This window comes from Mesorhizobium sp. 10J20-29 (assembly GCF_054130485.1).
Map to the genome: position 1 here is coordinate 518933 of NZ_CP199156.1, position 16942 is coordinate 535874.

Sequence of the window (16942 nt, forward strand, 5' to 3'; positions counted from 1 at the left end):
GTCAGGCCTTCCGGGCCTGCGCCAGGGTGGTCATGATCACGCCGGCGACGATGACCAGGGCGCCGAGCCAGGTCAGCGCCTGGTACCGCTCGCCCATGTAGAGCGTACCGGAAACCAGGCCGACGGCTGCCGCCACGTAGCCGATCTGACTGAGATAGACCGGCCCGCCCACCGCCTGCAACCTGAAGAAGAACGCAAACATCGCGGCCGCCGACGCGACCTGCGCGGCCGCGACCAGCGGAACGTTGGCGAGCGTGGCAAGCGACCCGCCGCCCGTCAGGACCAGCGTGCCGGCGAGCAGCAACAGGGCAGCCGCCAGGTGGCTGCCGACGGCAAGCTCGATCGGACCGGTCCCTTCCGGCCAGTCGGCGGTCCGGTAGATGTTGCCGACGGCAAGGCTGACCGGCACCAGCAGCCCGATCATGACCCAGAAAAGCGCTGCCGGCTGTCCCGCCTCGCCGCGCGTCCACGCCACCATGACGGCGCCGACGAAGCCGACCGCGATGCCGGCAACGCCGAGGGCATTGGGCCGGCGCACGCCCGACAGCACCGACAGGAGCAGCGTGATGACCGGCGACAGGGTGAACATGATGCCGGTATAGCCGGCGCCCAGATGCGGAATGGCCGAGAACATCAGGAGGTTCGGGAGCGCATAGGACACGGCGGCAGTGACGAAGAAGTAGCGCAGCTTGTGCGGCGTCAGCCGCGGCCGCTCGCCCCGGGCAAGCAGCGCGGCCAGCAGCACGCTGCCGGCGCCGAAGGAGATCAGGAAGGCCCAGACGATTGCCGGGACACCGGCCGCTGTGCCGATCTTGGAAAACGGCAGGATAAGGCCGAGCAGGCCGCCGGTGACGATGAGGAGGCCGATGGCCGAATTCCAGAGGCGTTTCATGTCTCTCCCGGAGCGATTCGGCGGCGACCTGATCAAAAATCGGGTCGCCGCGAATGAACCAGACCCCCGGAAAGGGCAGGGTCAGTTGCGGTCGTCGGGAAACACCGGGATCGGCATGAAGCCGACGCCGTCCTCGGCAAGGCCTTCTGCTTCTTCCTGCGTGGCCTCGCCGTAAATGCCGCGCGCCTCGGATTCGCCGAAGTGGATCTTGCGCGCCTCCTCGGCGAATTTCGGACCGACATAGTCGGCATTTTCGCGGATCTTCTCGGTCAGCGCCTTGATCTGCGCCATCGCCTTCTTCTGCTCCTCGCCCATGGCGAGCGCGATCTTCTCGCGCTTGCGCCCGGTCGAGACCGCCGGCGCCATCAACGCCTTCTCGACCTTCTTGGAGCCGCAGCTGGGGCAGGCGACGAAGCCGCGCTTCTTCTGCGTGTCGAAATCATCATTGCTGCGAAACCAGGCCTCGAAATCATGATCCTTGTCGCAGCAGAGCGAGAAGCGGATCACGAGGCTGCCCCCCGGAACTGAGCCGCCATTGTCGGGCCGGAGAAATCGCGCGCGTTCCTGAGGTTGGGGATCTTGCGCCGCGCCGCGGCAGATTGTTCGGTGTCGATCTCGGCGACGATCACGCCGGGCTCGTCATGGTCCGCTTCGGCCAGGACCCTGCCCCATGGATCGATGATCATCGAATGGCCGTAGGTCTCGCGGCCATCCTCGTGCTGGCCACCCTGCGCGGCCGCGATCAGGAAAGCGCCGTTCTCGATGGCCCGCGCCCTCAGCAGCACGTGCCAGTGTGCCTCGCCGGTCTGGCGCGTGAAGGCCGCCGGAACGGTCAGGACATTGGCGCCGGCAAGCGCCTGGGCGCGGAAGAGCTGCGGAAAGCGCACGTCGTAGCAAATGCCGAAGCCGAGCTTCGCCAAGCCGATATCGGTGACCACGGCCTCGCAGCCCGGCTCGTAGGCGGCCGATTCCCGCCAGCTCTCGCCATTGTCGAGATCGACGTCGAACATGTGGATCTTGTCGTAGCGGGCAAGAACGGCGCCCTTCGGCGAAACGAGCAGCGCCCGGTTGGCGACCTTGCCGTCATCGCGCAGGATGGCGGTCGAGCCGACATGCAGGTGGATGCCGAGTTCGGCCGCCAGCCGCATTGCCGCAGCGGCGATGAGGTCGTCCTCTTCTTTCCTGAATATCTTCCTGCGCGCCTCGGGGTCGCGCACCATCGCCCCGGTCATTTCCGGCGACTGGACGAAACGCACGCCCTTGCCGGCAGCCTCGCGCACCAGGGCCTCGAAATCGGCGGCGTTGCGCTGCGGATCCATTGTCGAGCGCATCTGTATCGCGGCTGCGGTGAAAATGCCCATGCGAAATCCTCAGCCTTGACCGTTCGTCTCGAGAAGCGCGTCGAGCCGGCCCTCGCGCTCAAGTTCGTGCAACTCGTCGCAACCGCCGACATGGTGGTCGCCGATGAAGATCTGCGGGAAGGTGGAACGGCCGCGGGCGCGCGTGATCATCTGCTGGCGCAGGTCGGGCGAGAAGCTCGCATCGTGCTCGGTATAGGCAACGCCCTTCTTGTCGAGCAGGCGCTTTGCCGCCGAGCAATAGCCGCACATCATGCGGGTATAGATTGTCACATCGACCATTCACGGGTTCCGTCGGCCAGGAAGTGTTCGAACCTATATAAGGTCTTGATCGTCCGGCTGAAAGTCCCCCGGCAACACGCGCGCGAAGGTCAGCACGTCGACCGCCGCGGCGCCACCTTTCCTCAGCGCCTTCGTCACCGACGATACGGTCGCACCCGTCGTATAGACATCGTCGACCACCAGGACGCGCCGGCCGCGCACCGCGATCTCGCCTTCGGGCGGCACCGCGAAGGCGGCACGTACGTTTTCCTGCCGCTCGCCAAGCGCAAGCCCCACCTGCTTGCGCGTGCGCTTGACGCGCCGGATCGCTGCCGGTTCGAAGGGCAGGCCCGACAGTCCGGCGATTGCGCGCGCCAGTTCGGCCGACTGGTTGAAGCGCCGCGACAGGAAGCGCCAGCGATGCAACGGCACCGGCACGACGACTTCGGCATCCGCGATCAGTTCGGCGCCGGCGCGCAACATCCAGCGCGCCATCCATGGAGCGAGGTCGGTGCGGTCGGCATATTTCAGCCCCTGCACCATCCTGCGCGCCACGCCCGAATAGGCGACGGCGGACCGTGCCCGCTCGAAGGGCGGCGGGTTGGCGATCGCCTCGGCCGACAGGAACCCCTCCCCCATATCGTAGGTGAAGGGCGTGCCCATCACGGCGCACCACGGTCTTTCGAGCAGCCGGAGCTTTGGCCAGCAGGTGCCGCACAACGCCCCCGGCTGCGATACGGTGCGCCTGCAGCCGGCGCAGACCGCCGGGAACAACAGCCTCGCAGGCGCGGCCAGCACGCTCAGGGCAAGGCTCTTCGCATGCGGCATCATATCGGCGCCCCTTGCGGTTCTGGCCGCAGGATAGCAGATACGGACCGTAGCGTGGCGGGCAATTTCGCCAGCCGCCCGACTGGCAGGACAAGCGTGCAGCCGATCATCGACACCGACCTTCTCATCAGCCGCAAGCGCCGCGCGCTCATGCGCGCCGTGCCCGGCGCCGATTTTCTCATGCAGCGCGCCGCCGAAGACCTCGCCGAGCGCCTGTCCACCGTCGAGCGGCAGTTCGGCAAGGCCGCCGTGCTGTTCTGCCAGGCGCCGGCAGCCGAAGAGGCGGTGCGCGCCTCGGGCAAGGTCGCCGAAACCCTGCGCGTCGAGGCGGACGAGGCGCTGCTCGGCGAGGCGGAAGGCATCGTCGCAGCACCCGGCCACGTGCCGCTCGAGCCGGAAAGCCTCGGCCTCGCCGTCTCGCTGCTGTCGCTGCAGGATGAGAACGACATCCCCGGCATGCTGATCCAGATTCGCCGTTCGCTCCGGCCCGACGGGCTGTTCCTCGGCGTCCTGGCCGGTTCCGGCACGCTGGCGGAACTGCGCGAGAGCCTGCTGGCGGCCGAGGCGGAGCTGACCGGCGGCGTCACCCCGCGCATCCTGCCCTTCGCGGATGTGCGCGAGGTCGGCGCCCTCCTGCAGCGCGCCGGCTTCGCCCTCCCGGTTACCGACGTCGAGACGGTGACGGTGCGCTATTCCACCATGTTCGGCCTGATGGCTGACCTGCGCGCCATGGGCGCCACCAACCCGCTGCTCGAACGCACGCGACGGCCGGCGACGCGCGGACTGTTCGCACGCGCGGCAGAAATCTACGCGGAACGCTTTTCCGACCCGGATGGCAGGATCAGGGCGACGTTCTCTCTGGTCTGGATGTCTGGCTGGGCGCCCGATGCGTCACAGCAGAAACCGCTTGAGCCGGGCTCGGGCAAGGTCTCGCTGGCCAAGGTTCTCGGCAACGCGGAATAGGGCGCGAGGGGACGGATGCCGTCCCCTGTCTCAGTCGAAGGCCTGCTGCAGAGCGCGGTCCTGATCGGAGAACATAGACGACAGTTCGTTGCCGACATTGCCCACCGCCGCCGTGATGACGAGGGAGAGCAGGGCGACGATTAGGCCGTATTCGATTGCCGTGGCACCCGATCGGGACTTCAGGAAGCTAAGAATCTTGTTCTTCATGGCTGGGGTCCATCCTCTTTCACCCCGATCCTAGGCTGCACCCGTTAAGAAAGGTTAACGGCACAGAGTTAAGGAAAGCTGGGGCGGCAGCGTTAACCGCAGCTTAGCGCCATGAAGGATTCCGGATGCGAATCCGCCCTCAGCAGGCGCCGCTTCGCAAGCCGTTGTCGCGGATGATGCAGACCTCGCCCGGCGCCTGCATGACGCTGCGCCGGATGACGTATCCGCCACGCTTGCCGACCGACCCGGTGCTCATGAAGTCAAGCTCGCCATGGCTTGCGACCTTCGAACGCGTGAGATTCTCGGCTACTGGCGCGAGCACGAGAGCGAGCGCCACTGCCGCCGAACCGAACAGCAGGACCACGCGCAAAGTACCTGAAGCACCGATCCCGAGCAGAGGCGCCCGTTCGTTCTGGATCAGGTCCCATTCCTTCTCTGGTGTCATTCGATCATCCCCACGCTATCCCAGGACGCGAACCGGCGACCCTGGCTGCAGTCTGTGGAACCAGTTTTCCACGCCTCAGCTAAAGGATTCATTAACGCTGATGGAAAAACACCGCGCCGGTCAGAGCAGATCGATGAGGAAAGGGATCAGCGGCGGGTCGGCCGGAGGCATCGGATAGTCGCGCATCTGCAGCGGCCGCACCCACTTCAGGGTCTGGCCTTCCTTCGGCTGCGGCGTACCCCAGAAGCGCCGGCAGATGAACAGCGGCATCAACAGGTGGAACGTCTCGTAGCTGTGGCTGGCGAAAGTCAGCGGCGCCAGGCACGCCTCCTTCGTCTCGATGCCGAGTTCCTCGCGCACCTCGCGGATGATGGTCTCCTCCGGCGTCTCGCCGGGCTCCATCTTGCCGCCGGGAAATTCCCACAGGCCCGCGAATGTCTTGCCCTGCGGCCGCTGCGCGAGCAGGACGCGGCCATCCGCGTCGACCAGCGCCACGGCCGCCACCAGCAGGACCGGCTTCTGGTGTCCGCTCATCTCAGCTCTTTGCCGGGCGGCGATAGTGGTAGCGGTATATCTCGCTGAAGCCGATCGACTCGTAGAGCCGGCGGCCGGCCGCGTTGTCGGCCTCCACCTGCAGCCAGGCCCTGCTGGCGCCGCGCAGCCGCGCCCATTTCAGCGCCGACAGGATGACGCGGCGGCCAAAACCCTTGCCGCGCTCGCTGGGCTGCGTTGCGACCTCGAACAGACCGGCGAGATCGCCCTCATGCACGCAGATTGCCGTCGCCAGCGGCTCTTCGCCGCGTTCGAGAACGAACAGGCCGGCTTCCGGCTGGATCGAGCCGATGATCTCCGACAGGCCGGGCCTGAGCGCCGGGTCCATCGACTGGGTCTGCATCGCCGCCACGACGAAGCGGCCCATGTCCTTCATCGGGATCTGGTCCATTGCCGAATGGACGGCCTCATTGTCGAGATCGAAGCCCATCACCAGCGATTCCGACAGGGTCGACCAGCCCTCCTTGTCGAGATGGGCCGACAGTGCCGCCCCCGAAAGCGGCGACATGCGAAACGTCATCGGCCGGCCATAGGCCTTGAAGCGCCGGCCGGCACGCTCGATGCGTTCCGGCAGATTGCGAAGATCGCCAGGGTCGAGCGGGTTGACCGAGTTCAGGCGCTTGGCCGGGTGGCCCGCCGTCAGGCGCACGACCCAGGTGCCGTCGTAATGGACGGCCGAGGCCGGCCAGGCACGGAAGCCTGCTGCTTCATATCGGCGAACGGTCGCCAGGTCCGCGAGCGGAGCGCCCATGGGACTGCCCTCCGTCAACTGCGGTAGTCGCCGTTGATCTCGACATAGGCCTTGGTCAGGTCGCAGGTCCAGACCGTCGCCTTGCCGCTGCCGATGCCGAGGTCGGCGACGATGCGGATCTCGTCGCGCTTCATGTAGGCCGAGGTCGCCTCCTCCGAATAGTCCGGATCGCGTTCGCCCTTGTGCGCCAGGCGGTTGTCGCCGAACCAGATCGACAGGCTGTCGCGGTCCGCCGGTTCGCCGGCCTTGCCGACCGCCATCACCACCCTGCCCCAGTTGGCGTCCTCGCCCGCCACCGCGGTCTTGACCAGCGGCGAGTTGGCGATCGACAGTGCGACGCGCTTGGCCGAGCGGCTGGACTTGGCCCCGGTGACCGTGATCTCGACCTGCTTGCGGGCGCCCTCGCCGTCGCGCACGACCTGCAGCGCCAGCGACTTCAGGAGCTTGCCAAGCGCCCGCTTGAAGCCGGACAGGCGCGGGTCCTTGAGGCTGCCGATGCGCGGCGCGCCGCGCTTTTCGGCCGCGCCGGTCGCAAACATCAGCAGCGTGTCGCTGGTCGAGGTGTCGCTGTCGACGGTGATGGCGTTGAACGTCTTGCCGACGCCGCCCGACAGCAGGGCCTGCAGCACGGGTGCCGCGATCGGCGCGTCGGTCGCCACGAAGGACAGCATCGTCGCCATGTCGGGTGCGATCATGCCGGCGCCCTTGGCGATGCCGTTGATGGTCACTTCCGTGTCGCCGAGCCGGGCCGTTGCCGTCGCCACCTTCGGGTAGGTATCGGTCGTCATGATGGCGCTGGCGGCTTCCTGCCAGAGGCCCGGACGGGCGTCACGGACCATGCCGGCAAGAAGATGCGAGAAGCGCCCCGCGTCGAGCGGTTCGCCGATCACGCCTGTCGAGGCGAGAAAGACTTCGTTCGTGGCGCATCCGGCCGCCTCGGCGCCCGCCTTGCCGGTCTGTGCCGTCGACTCGCGGCCCTTTTTGCCGGTGAAGGCATTGGCATTGCCCGAATTGACAACCAGAAGGCGCGCCTTGCCGGCCGGCAGGTTGGCGCGGCAGAAATCGACGGGCGCGGACGGGCACTTGGATCGCGTGAAGACGCCCGCCACCTCGGTGCCCTCGTCGAACGCCATCACCAGAACGTCGGTGCGGCCGCGATACTTGATGCCGGCCTCGGCTGTTGCCATGCGCACGCCCTCGATGTCGGGCATCCTGGGGTACTTCTTGGGGGCAAGCGGCGAAATCGTTGAAGACATGGGGCCTCACTCAGCTTCCGAAGGCAAAGCAGGCACCGTTTGCCCGATAGTACCCTGGCAGGCAAGGCGTTTCGGAATGAATGCGCATGAGACCAAAGTCCGTCGGCTTTCGGACGGAAGCCCGATATCGCCCGCCGCCATTAGCTCCTATGGTGCGCTGAACCTGGATTCTTCCGTGCAACGCTTCAACAAGCTCCGCGAAAAGTGGCGTTCCCAATCCCTGGCCGTGCAGTTCCTTCTGGCCGGCGGACTCGTCTCCTTTGCGGCCATGCTGATTGTCGGCCTGCTGGTCTGGCGGCGCCACAAAGGGCAAGACGCGCAATGCCGTCGATGCTAGGAATCCCGGCGTAATTCGGGACTGCGCCGGTCCGGCGCCAACAGGGTGAACCAGGCATGGCAAAGGCGATTTCGAAGCGCGGGCGCCTCGGCACGTTCGGCGGAGTCTTCACGCCCAGCATCCTGACCATTCTCGGCCTCGTTCTGTTCCTGCGCATGGGCTACGTCGTCGGCACCGTCGGGCTCGGCGAGGCGATCCTCATCATCCTGCTGGCCAGCGCCATCTCGGTCCTGACCAGCATCTCGATGGCCGCCATCGCCACCAATCTCGAGATCAGGGGCGGCGGCGTCTACTACATCATCTCGCGCACGCTCGGCCTTCCCTTCGGCGGCGCCATCGGCCTCGTGCTGTTCGTCGCGCAGGCGATTTCGGTCGGCTTCTACTGCGTCGGTTTCGCCGAAGGCATCGGCTCGGTCGCCGGCATCGAGAGCACGCTGGCGCAGCAGGCGATTGCCGCCGTCGCCGTGGTGGCCATGCTCGGCATCGCCTGGTTCGGCGCCGAATGGGCGACGCGCTTCCAGTATGTCGTGATGGCGCTGCTGGTGGCGGCGCTGGTTTCCTTCGCCTTCGGTGCGGCCGAGGCCTGGTCGCCGGGCAACGTGCTCGACAATTTCGGCCCGATGCTTGGCTGGAGCGACTTCTGGATCGCCTTCGCGATCTTCTTCCCGGCGGTCACCGGTTTCACCCAGGGCGTCAACATGTCGGGCGACCTGGCCAATCCGGGCCGCAGCATTCCGCTCGGCACCGCGCTTGCCGTCGGCCTGTCGATCATCATCTACCTCGTCGTCGCGCTGCTGCTCGCCGGCGCGCTGCCTCGCCTCGACCTGATCACCAACTATGCCGCCATGAAGGACGCTTCGGCGGTTGCCGCGGCGGTCGATGCCGGCATCATCGCCGCGACCCTGTCGTCGGCGCTCGCCTCGCTGCTCGGCGCGCCGCGCATCCTGCAGTCGCTCGCCACCGACCGCGTCTTCTACTTCCTGCAGCCTTTTGCCGAAGCCGGTCCCGACAACAATCCGCGCCGCGGCATCCTGCTGACGGCGGCCATTGCGCTTGGGATCATCGGCCTCGGCAGCCTCAACCTGATCGCCATCGTCGTGTCGATGTTCTTCGTCGTCACCTACGGCCTGCTCAACTACGCGACCTATTTCGAGGCGAGCGGCAAGAGCCCGTCATTCAGGCCGAGCCTTACCTGGTACCGGCCGTGGATCAGCCTTGCCGGCTCGATCGCCGCCGTCGGCGTCATGCTGGCCATCAACCTTGCCGCCGGGCTGGCGGCAATCGCGGTGGTGTTCGGCATCTACCAGTACCTCAAGCGCGGCGCCATCGCGGCGCGGTGGTCCGACGGCCAGCGCTCCTACCACCTGCAGCGCGTGCGCGAGCACCTGCTGCAGGCCAGCTCCCGCCCCGAGCATGCGCGCGACTGGCGTCCGCAGGTGCTGGCCTTCTCGGACGACAGCGAACGGCGGCCCATCCTGCTGACCTTCGCCGACTGGATCGAGGGGCAGAGCGGTCTGACCACCGTCATCCGCGTCATCGAGGGCAAGGGGCGCCACGCCAGGCGGGCGCGCGACAAGGCCGAACTGGACCTGGCCAAGGAACTGGCCGACAAGAAGCTGAAGGCCTTTCCGCTGGTTGTCGTGGGCCCCAGCCTCGACAATGTCGTGCCCACCGCGATCCAGGCGGCGGGCATCGGCCCGACACGCATCAATACCGTGCTGGTCAACTGGCCGCGCCAGGAAACCACCGACACCACCTCGCCGGAATACCGGCGCTATTTCCGCAACCTCAATGTCGGCTTTTCGCTTGGCTGCAACCTCCTGATCCTCGACAGCGGCGAGGCCGAATGGGAGGCGCTTGCCGATCTCCGCCCGGACGAGCGCGTCATCGATGTCTGGTGGGTCGAGAACCGCACCGGCCGCCTGATGCTGGTGCTCGCCTATCTGCTGACGCGCAACGATTCCTGGCGCAGCGCCACCATCCGGCTGATCGTCAGCGCCAGTGCCGCCGACGCCGATGCCGAGCGCGCCCGCGTCGAGAAGGTGCTCAAGGACGTCCGCATCCCCGGCGAGATCGTGATCGTCGAGCCGGCAGAGGACCATTGCGCCCAGGTCGTCGAGATTTCGCGCGATTCCTCGATCCTCTTCCTGGCACTCGGCTTCGGCCGCGAGCGCTTCGTCGACTGGCTGGGCAACGACATCATGGCGATGATGCCGCAGCTGCCGCTCTGCGTGCTGACCATGGCCGCCGAGGAGGTCGACCTGTCGGCCGATCCCGACGCCGGCGAGGAAAGCGCCCGCGCCCGCGCAAAGGACGCCTTCGACGACGCCGCTGCCAGCCGCAAGGCGACCGCCCGCTCGCTCGACAAGAGCGTGGCGGCGCTAGAGAAGGCCGAGGCCGACACCTCCGAGCGCGCCGCCGAACTGCGCGTCGCGGCCGGCAAGGATGTCGAGAAATACCGCGCGCGGCTCGCCGAGGACGAGCAGTCGCTGGCGACGGCCCGGCTTGTGGCCGAAAATCTCGGCGTCAGCTTCGACGACGAGCCGTCCGAGGACGAGGCCGGCCAGGACCAGGCGGCCGCGCCGACGGGCTGACATGGTCCGCGCCAAACAAAAACGGCGCGGTTGCCCGCGCCGTCGTTCCGTTCCGCGTCTGCCCGCCGCAAGCGGCGGTGCCGCGACTACTGCTTCTGGGCGGCGTCGATCGCGTCGATTGCCTTCTTGAGCTCCTCGTCTGCGATCTCGACCTTGGCGGCGGCCCGCAGCTCGTTGACCAGCGCGAAATATTTCTCGCGCAGCAGAAGCTCGTTCATGCGCGACTTGACCTGCTCGTAAGCCGGCGGCTGCTGCGCGCGCTTGTCCTCGAGCTTGATGATGTGCCAGCCGAAGTCGGTCTTGACCGGCTCCTTGCTGTAGGCACCGATGTCGAGCGCCATGGCGGCCTCCGAAAACTCCGGCACCATCTGGCTGGCGGTGAAATAGCCGAGGTCGCCGCCGCTGGTCTTGCCGCTCGGGTCGAGCGTCTTCTCATTGGCGAGCTTCTCGAAGTCCGCGCCTTCATCGAGCTGCTTGATGATCTCGCGCGCTTCTTCCTCGGTTTTCACCAGGATGTGGCGCGCCTTGACCTCGTTGACCGGCGGCGTCTCGGACACGGTCTTGTCGTAGCGTGCCCTGATGTCGGCCTCGGTGATGCTGTCGGCGACATTCTTCTCGATCACCTCGCCGTGCAGTGCCCGGTCGTGCAGGAAGGCGAGCCGCTGCTCGACTTCGGGATCCTTGTCGAGGCCGTCGGCTACCGCCTTGGCGACCAGGAGCTTGATCTCCATGACGGCCATGAAGGCCGCGGCGCGGCGCTGCTCGGTCGCCAGCTGCGCGTACTGCTGGTCAACGCTGCTCAGCGCCAGCGCCAGTTCGCCCTCGGTGACGGCCTGGCCGTCGATGGTCGCGACGACCTTTGCGGGGTCGACGGCTTCGGCTGGAGCGGCGGCTGCCGCAGGCGCGGTCTCGGCGGCCGGAGCGGCGGCCGGTTCCTCGGCCCGGGCGCTGCCGGCGATGAGGGCGGCAAGGCCGACGGACAGCGCGAGCTTGGCAAATGCGCCGTGGCGGTACGAAAACAGCATGGAAACTCTCCAGTGGGGATTCTCAAGCGCCTTGAAGCCCACCCGATTGTGGCGGAATTTGGCGCGGTTGCGCGTGTTAGAGCGCGTTGACATCGGTTCAGGCCCCTCTTATCTGTCCTTCGACTTTGCGTCCAGAACCGTTTTCCGGGCGCTTTTCGCTGTTGCCCCAACCCTTGAGGGTTCCACCGGTTCCCAGCCGGCAGGATACGGAATTGAAAGGACCACTTGATGGTCAATCTCGGCGTCATCGCCCGCAAGATCTTCGGCTCCTCCAACGACAGAAAGATCAAATCGACGAGGCCCCGCGTCGAGGCGATAAACGCCATGGAGAACGAGTTGCAGGCGCTTTCGGACGCCGAACTCGCGGGACGGACCGAGCAGTTCCGCAAGGACCTCGCCAACGGCGCGACGCTTGACGATCTGCTGGTCCCGGCCTTCGCGACGGTTCGCGAGGCGGCGCGCCGCGTGCTCGGCATGCGCCCCTTCGACGTCCAGCTGATCGGCGGCATGGTGCTGAACGACGGCGGCATCGCCGAGATGCGCACCGGCGAGGGCAAGACGCTGGTCGCCACCCTTCCCGTCTACCTCAACGCGCTGTCCGGCAAGGGCGTCCACGTCGTCACCGTCAACGACTACCTGGCGACGCGCGACTCCGAGTGGATGGGCCGCGTCTACAAGTTCCTCGGCCTCTCCGTCGGCGTCATCATGCACGGGCTTTCCGACGAGGAGCGCGCCGCAGCCTATGCCTGCGACGTCACCTACGCGACCAACAACGAGCTCGGCTTCGACTATCTGCGCGACAACATGAAGTACGACCGCGAATCGATGGTCCAGCGCGGTCACAACTACGCGATCGTCGACGAGGTCGACTCGATCCTGGTCGACGAGGCACGCACGCCGCTGATCATCTCGGGTCCGCTCGAGGACCGCTCGGAGATGTACAACACCATCGACGCCTTCATGGGCCAGCTCGAGCCCGCCGACTACGAGGTCGACGAGAAGCAGCGCACCGCGACCTTCACCGAGGAAGGCACCGAGAAGCTGGAGAACCTGCTGCGCGACGCCGGCCACCTGAAGGGCGCTTCGCTCTACGACGTCGAGAACGTCGCCATCGTCCATCACGTGAACAATGCGCTGAAGGCGCACCGGCTGTTCCAGAAGGACAAGGACTACATCGTCCGCAACAACGAGATCGTCATCATCGACGAGTTCACCGGCCGCATGATGCCGGGCCGCCGCTATTCCGAAGGCCTGCACCAGGCGCTCGAGGCCAAGGAGCACGTGGCGATTCAGCCGGAGAACCAGACGCTCGCCTCGGTTACCTTCCAGAACTACTTCCGCATGTATGACAAGCTGGCCGGCATGACCGGCACGGCGGCCACCGAAGCCGAGGAGTTCGGCAACATCTACGGCCTCGAGGTCATCGAGGTGCCGACCAACATGCCGGTCCGCCGCATCGACGAGGACGACGAGGTCTATCGGACCGTCGAGGAGAAGTACAAGGCGATCGTGCGCGAGATCCGCGCCGCCGCCGAGAAGGGACAGCCGATCCTGGTCGGCACCACCTCCATCGAGAAGTCGGAACTGCTGGCCGAGCGCCTGCGCCAGGAAGGCATCAAGGAGTTCGAGGTGCTGAACGCGCGCCACCACGAGCGCGAAGCTTCGATCGTGGCGCAGGCCGGCAAGCCGGGCGCCATCACCATCGCCACCAACATGGCCGGCCGCGGCACCGACATCCAGCTCGGCGGCAATGCCGACATGCGCATCGCCGACGAGCTCGGCGACATGCCCGAGGGGCCGGAACGCGCCGAGAAGGAAAAGGCCATCCGCGAGGACGTCCAGCGCCTCAAGGAGAAGGCCATCGCCGCCGGCGGCCTCTACGTGCTGGCCTCCGAACGCCATGAATCGCGCCGCATCGACAACCAGCTGCGCGGCCGCTCCGGCCGCCAGGGCGACCCCGGCCGGTCAAAATTCTTCCTGTCGCTGCAGGACGACCTAATGCGCATCTTCGGGTCCGAGCGCATGGACGGGATGCTGCAGAAGCTCGGCCTCAAGGAAGACGAGGCCATCATCCACCCCTGGATTAACAAGGCGCTGGAGAAGGCGCAGAAGAAGGTCGAGGCGCGCAACTTCGACATCCGTAAGAACCTCCTGAAATACGACGACGTGCAGAACGACCAGCGCAAGGTGGTGTTCGAGCAGCGCATCGAGCTGATGGAAGGCGAGCACCTCACCGAGACGGTCGCCGAGATGCGCCAGGACGTCATCGACGACCTCGTCGCCAAGCACATTCCCGAAAACGCCTATTCCGAGCAGTGGGATGTCGCCGGCCTGAAGGAAGGCATCCAGACCAACCTGAACCTCGACCTGCCGGTCGACGAATGGGTCAAGGAAGAGGGCATCGCCGAGGACGACATCCGCGAGCGCATCACGCAGGCAGCCGATGCGGCCGCCGCCGACCGCGCCGCCCGCTTCGGCCCCGAGGTAATGACCTATGTCGAACGCTCGGTGATGCTGCAGACGCTCGATCATCTGTGGCGCGAGCATCTCGTCAACCTCGACCATCTGCGGTCGGTGGTCGGCTTCCGCGGCTACGCGCAGCGCGACCCGCTGAACGAGTACAAGGGCGAGGCCTTCGAGCTGTTCCAGGCCATGCTGGCCAACCTGCGCCAGGCAGTGACCGCGCAGCTGATGCGCGTCGAGCTGGTGCGCCAGGCAGCCGACGCTCCACCGCCGGAAGCGCCTGAAGGCGAGGGCCACCACATCGACGGCACCACCGGCGAGGACGATTTCGCCGAAGGCGAATTTGGCGGCGCCTCGGTGGCTATCGCCGCCGACAACCGCACCGTGGCGCCCGAGGAACGCGATCCGAACGATCCGTCGACCTGGGGCAAGGTCGGCCGCAACGAAGCCTGCCCCTGCGGCTCAGGCAAGAAATACAAGCACTGCCACGGTACGTTTGCGTGAGGCTGCTGCCTGGCGGCGGCACTCAGCGCTGCCAGGACGCAACGACCCGGGTCACAACTCTGAGGCGTTCAAAAGTCTGCGAAGTCGATAGGGTCAGTGTAAAGGTAGCAGGTATCGAGCGCCGCCACCGCCCCCTTGTCGCGTGGCTTGGACCCGCCATAGTTGCATTGGCTGACGTCGTCTCCTGGCAATCTGACGAACAGGCGGTACTTTCCGGCTTTCAGCCCATCGAACGGCTCCACCAATATTGGAAACCTTGCCGCGGAAACATCGTCAACGTCCGGCGATACAATGTGCAATATAGGCTCGCCCTTAGAGTTTTTCGCCGGCACGACCTTGCCTTTGTTGTCGACGAAGCCTGCTTCGAGCCCCACCAGATTGAGCCCCTCGCCAGCGATCACCGCTGGCTGTTCTCCGCCTCCCTTGACGAACTTGCGCGGCTCGACATTTTCAATCACGACCACTGCCATTGCAGCCTCCCATATTCCCGATTTCTAGCGTGTGCGGGTCCTACTTCTCGGTCTTCCTCGGCATCCATCCGCTGGACCGCCCCATGGCGCCGCTCGACCTGCCGCCACTGGATCTTCCCATCGCACCGCTCGACCGCCCGCCGCTTGACCGGCCGAAGCCGCCGCCAATACCTGCGTCATCCTCAGCAGCAATCTCGGCTTCCAGCAGGATTTGCTCGAAAGCGCCCGACTCGACATCTAGCCGCAACGAAAGATCGGCCTTGTCGTAGACCCACACCTTCATGTCCATGGCGAAGGAACCGAAGTGCCGGCCGACGCCATTGCGTGTGATGCGACCGGGCGAGCGCGCCAGCCGTTCGAAATCGCCGCTTGGAGGTGGCGGCGCGTCCGGGTCGTCGCCATTGCCGTGCACCAGGAAGATCGCCGGTCGGGCCAGTTCGTAGAACGTCCCTTCAAATGCAAACGAGAAAATACGCGCCAGCTTGGCTTGCTTGCTTCTCAACTGCTGGACAAGAAAATTGTTGTTTCCCCGCCGCTTCGGTCGATCCGAATCGGAAGGATCATTGAAAACGACTTTCATGTCGCTTAGCACGCGACCGAAAAGATATACGGACGATGATCCTAAAATGGATTCGTCAACTCCAAGTAACTTAGCCAATTTTCCCTCCTTAGGTATCAGTCATGTTCTCACCCCGCCCGCGCCAGCAGCATCCTCTCCCGATAGCTCATGCGCGGCAGTCGGGCGCCGTCGAACGGGATGAGGTTGCGTGACATACGTGAGCCCTGCTTGCGGCTCTGGATGCGTGGACCGGCATGCAGGTCGCCGATCTGCCGGCGGGCGAAATTCCGGGCGATGATGGCGCCATAGCGGCCGCCGGTCTCGGCCGCGTCGGCGGCGCGCATCACCCGCGCCACCGCGCCGTAGTCGAGATAGTCGGCGTCGAGATGCCAAAGTGTCTCGGAAAGAAGCCCGCCCACGATGTCGCGCGCGTCGAGCAGCGCCTCGCGAAAGCCGTCGGCGTCACGCGCAAAGGCCGCGTCGAACGCATCCTGCAGCGGCGCCATGGCCCGCGCGTCGACTTCCGCGATGTCGGCGAGTTGCTCGACCTCGGGCGAGATCAGCCGGCGCTCGACCAGGCTCTCGTGAAAGATGTCGGCCAGCACGTCGAAGACGGCGCCGGTCAGCGGCTGCGACAGCTCGTGCTCGTTTTTCCAGCCGTGCACGAACTCGGCCATGGTGTGCGTGTTGTTGGCCGAGCGCAGCTGGCGGTGCGGCGCCGATTCCGAGAAGCGGGTCAGCCGGTTGGCGAGGTAGAGATTGCCGCGCGTCTCGGCGAGCACCGTGTCGACGACCGAGGGAAAATGCATCGCCGCCACCAGTGACACGCAGTCGGCGAAGGATTCCTGGAAGCCGAGATATTCCGGGTACTCGGCACCCGGCGCCGGCACGCCCAGCACGCCGTAGATCACGGCGTGGCCGACCTCGTGGGCGATGATATCGAAGTCCAGCGCGAAGGGCAGCGGCCGCCCGAAAGGGTCCTCCTGGCTGCCGACCTCGAGAAAACCGTAGCCGTACTGGGCGTTATTCCATTGCGGCAGCAGCGAGATTTCCAGCCGGTCGTAGCCGTCGCGGAAATGCCATTCGAGCGGCTGGCCGAGATAGCGCTCCCAGACGTCGAGTGTGAAGCGCACGCAGCCGAAGACATGGGCCGCCATGAAGCCGGGCTCGCCCGGCCTGTAGTGATCGAAATGGCCCTGTGCATCGGGAAGCGCCGGCGCCGCCGCTGGCCCGGCCCATGCCGGAAGATAGAGATATGGCGTGCCGAGCGGGCCGCGGTTGAGCCCGTAGGCGCGCGTCTTGCCGAGCGGCTCAACGACATACATGCGCTCGTCCGAGGGGCCGGGGCCGATGCTGCCGGCCGGCGACGCGACGGTGACAAGTTCAGGGCGGGACCGGGTGTCCTCGAAGGGCGACTGAACGAAGAGACTGAACCGGGTAGCCATGTATTAGGCACTCCCTGATCGCTCTCGCACCA

General features: G+C 66.1%; 18 protein-coding genes. 4 read left to right on the forward strand and 14 right to left on the reverse strand.

Annotated features, from left to right (window positions below; all coding sequences use genetic code 11):
* Position 1 precedes the first annotated feature (1 nt).
* From ACT2BZ_RS02485 to ACT2BZ_RS02505, 5 genes are all read right to left on the reverse strand, one after another.
* Positions 2-892, reverse strand: coding sequence for a DMT family transporter (locus ACT2BZ_RS02485; protein WP_457939035.1), 891 nt, complete (start codon positions 890-892; stop codon positions 2-4).
* A gap of 81 nt (positions 893-973) precedes the next feature.
* On the reverse strand, positions 974-1399 hold the full coding sequence (locus ACT2BZ_RS02490) for a DUF1178 family protein (RefSeq protein WP_457939036.1): 426 nt from the start codon (positions 1397-1399) through the stop codon (positions 974-976).
* Complete coding sequence (locus ACT2BZ_RS02495) at positions 1396-2253, reverse strand: carbon-nitrogen hydrolase family protein (protein WP_457939038.1); 858 nt, start codon at positions 2251-2253, stop codon at positions 1396-1398. The genes ACT2BZ_RS02490 and ACT2BZ_RS02495 overlap by 4 nt, the downstream gene beginning before the upstream one ends.
* Before the next feature lie 9 nt (positions 2254-2262).
* The gene (gene grxC / locus ACT2BZ_RS02500) at positions 2263-2532 is read right to left on the reverse strand and encodes a glutaredoxin 3 (RefSeq protein WP_457939040.1); all 270 of its coding nucleotides are present in this window, start codon (positions 2530-2532) and stop codon (positions 2263-2265) included.
* Positions 2533-2565: 33 nt separating this feature from the next.
* Positions 2566-3342: a ComF family protein gene (locus ACT2BZ_RS02505; protein ID WP_457939042.1), complete on the reverse strand. Its 777-nt coding sequence runs from the start codon at positions 3340-3342 to the stop codon at positions 2566-2568.
* 93 nt (positions 3343-3435) lie between these two features.
* Between ACT2BZ_RS02505 and ACT2BZ_RS02510 the strand changes: the two genes are divergently transcribed.
* The gene (locus tag ACT2BZ_RS02510; RefSeq protein WP_457941201.1) at positions 3436-4302 is read left to right on the forward strand and encodes an SAM-dependent methyltransferase; all 867 of its coding nucleotides are present in this window, start codon (positions 3436-3438) and stop codon (positions 4300-4302) included.
* A gap of 30 nt (positions 4303-4332) precedes the next feature.
* Here the strand turns inward: ACT2BZ_RS02510 and ACT2BZ_RS02515 are convergent, their stop codons facing one another.
* From ACT2BZ_RS02515 to argJ, 5 genes are all read right to left on the reverse strand, one after another.
* Positions 4333-4509, reverse strand: a complete 177-nt coding sequence (locus ACT2BZ_RS02515) for a Flp family type IVb pilin (protein ID WP_457939043.1) — start codon at positions 4507-4509, stop codon at positions 4333-4335.
* Positions 4510-4648: 139 nt separating this feature from the next.
* Positions 4649-4954, reverse strand: a complete 306-nt coding sequence (locus ACT2BZ_RS02520) for a hypothetical protein (protein WP_457939045.1) — start codon at positions 4952-4954, stop codon at positions 4649-4651.
* Positions 4955-5074: 120 nt separating this feature from the next.
* Positions 5075-5488: a (deoxy)nucleoside triphosphate pyrophosphohydrolase gene (locus tag ACT2BZ_RS02525; RefSeq protein ID WP_457939047.1), complete on the reverse strand. Its 414-nt coding sequence runs from the start codon at positions 5486-5488 to the stop codon at positions 5075-5077.
* A gap of 1 nt (position 5489) precedes the next feature.
* A complete protein-coding gene (locus tag ACT2BZ_RS02530; protein ID WP_457939049.1) occupies positions 5490-6257 on the reverse strand; it encodes a GNAT family N-acetyltransferase in 768 nt (255 codons plus the stop codon).
* Between the two features lie 14 nt (positions 6258-6271).
* Positions 6272-7513: a bifunctional glutamate N-acetyltransferase/amino-acid acetyltransferase ArgJ gene (gene argJ, locus ACT2BZ_RS02535; protein WP_457939050.1), complete on the reverse strand. Its 1242-nt coding sequence runs from the start codon at positions 7511-7513 to the stop codon at positions 6272-6274.
* Positions 7514-7589: 76 nt separating this feature from the next.
* Between argJ and ACT2BZ_RS02540 the strand changes: the two genes are divergently transcribed.
* Both ACT2BZ_RS02540 and ACT2BZ_RS02545 read left to right on the forward strand, forming a co-directional pair.
* Positions 7590-7850 carry a hypothetical protein gene (locus tag ACT2BZ_RS02540; protein WP_457939052.1) on the forward strand — a complete coding sequence of 87 codons (261 nt, stop codon included), beginning with the start codon at positions 7590-7592 and terminating at the stop codon, positions 7848-7850.
* 56 nt (positions 7851-7906) lie between these two features.
* Positions 7907-10444: an amino acid permease gene (locus ACT2BZ_RS02545; protein ID WP_457939053.1), complete on the forward strand. Its 2538-nt coding sequence runs from the start codon at positions 7907-7909 to the stop codon at positions 10442-10444.
* Between the two features lie 86 nt (positions 10445-10530).
* On the opposite strand, the gene ACT2BZ_RS02550 is transcribed toward ACT2BZ_RS02545, so the two are convergent.
* A complete protein-coding gene (locus tag ACT2BZ_RS02550) occupies positions 10531-11469 on the reverse strand; it encodes a peptidylprolyl isomerase (RefSeq protein ID WP_457939054.1) in 939 nt (312 codons plus the stop codon).
* Positions 11470-11697: 228 nt separating this feature from the next.
* On the opposite strand from ACT2BZ_RS02550, the gene secA reads away from it, so the two are divergent.
* Entirely contained in the window at positions 11698-14436 is a 2739-nt protein-coding gene (gene secA, locus ACT2BZ_RS02555) for a preprotein translocase subunit SecA (RefSeq protein WP_457939056.1), read from the forward strand.
* 68 nt (positions 14437-14504) lie between these two features.
* On the opposite strand, the gene ACT2BZ_RS02560 is transcribed toward secA, so the two are convergent.
* From ACT2BZ_RS02560 to ACT2BZ_RS02570, 3 genes are read right to left on the reverse strand one after another with little or no spacing between them, the layout of a single operon-like run.
* A complete protein-coding gene (locus ACT2BZ_RS02560; protein ID WP_457939058.1) occupies positions 14505-14906 on the reverse strand; it encodes a hypothetical protein in 402 nt (133 codons plus the stop codon).
* Between the two features lie 40 nt (positions 14907-14946).
* Positions 14947-15564 (reverse strand): hypothetical protein, encoded by a 618-nt coding sequence (locus tag ACT2BZ_RS02565; RefSeq protein WP_457939059.1) that lies wholly within the window; start codon positions 15562-15564, stop codon positions 14947-14949.
* A 29-nt stretch (positions 15565-15593) separates the two neighbouring features.
* Positions 15594-16910 carry a hypothetical protein gene (locus ACT2BZ_RS02570; RefSeq protein WP_457939061.1) on the reverse strand — a complete coding sequence of 439 codons (1317 nt, stop codon included), beginning with the start codon at positions 16908-16910 and terminating at the stop codon, positions 15594-15596.
* Positions 16911-16942 lie beyond the last annotated feature (32 nt).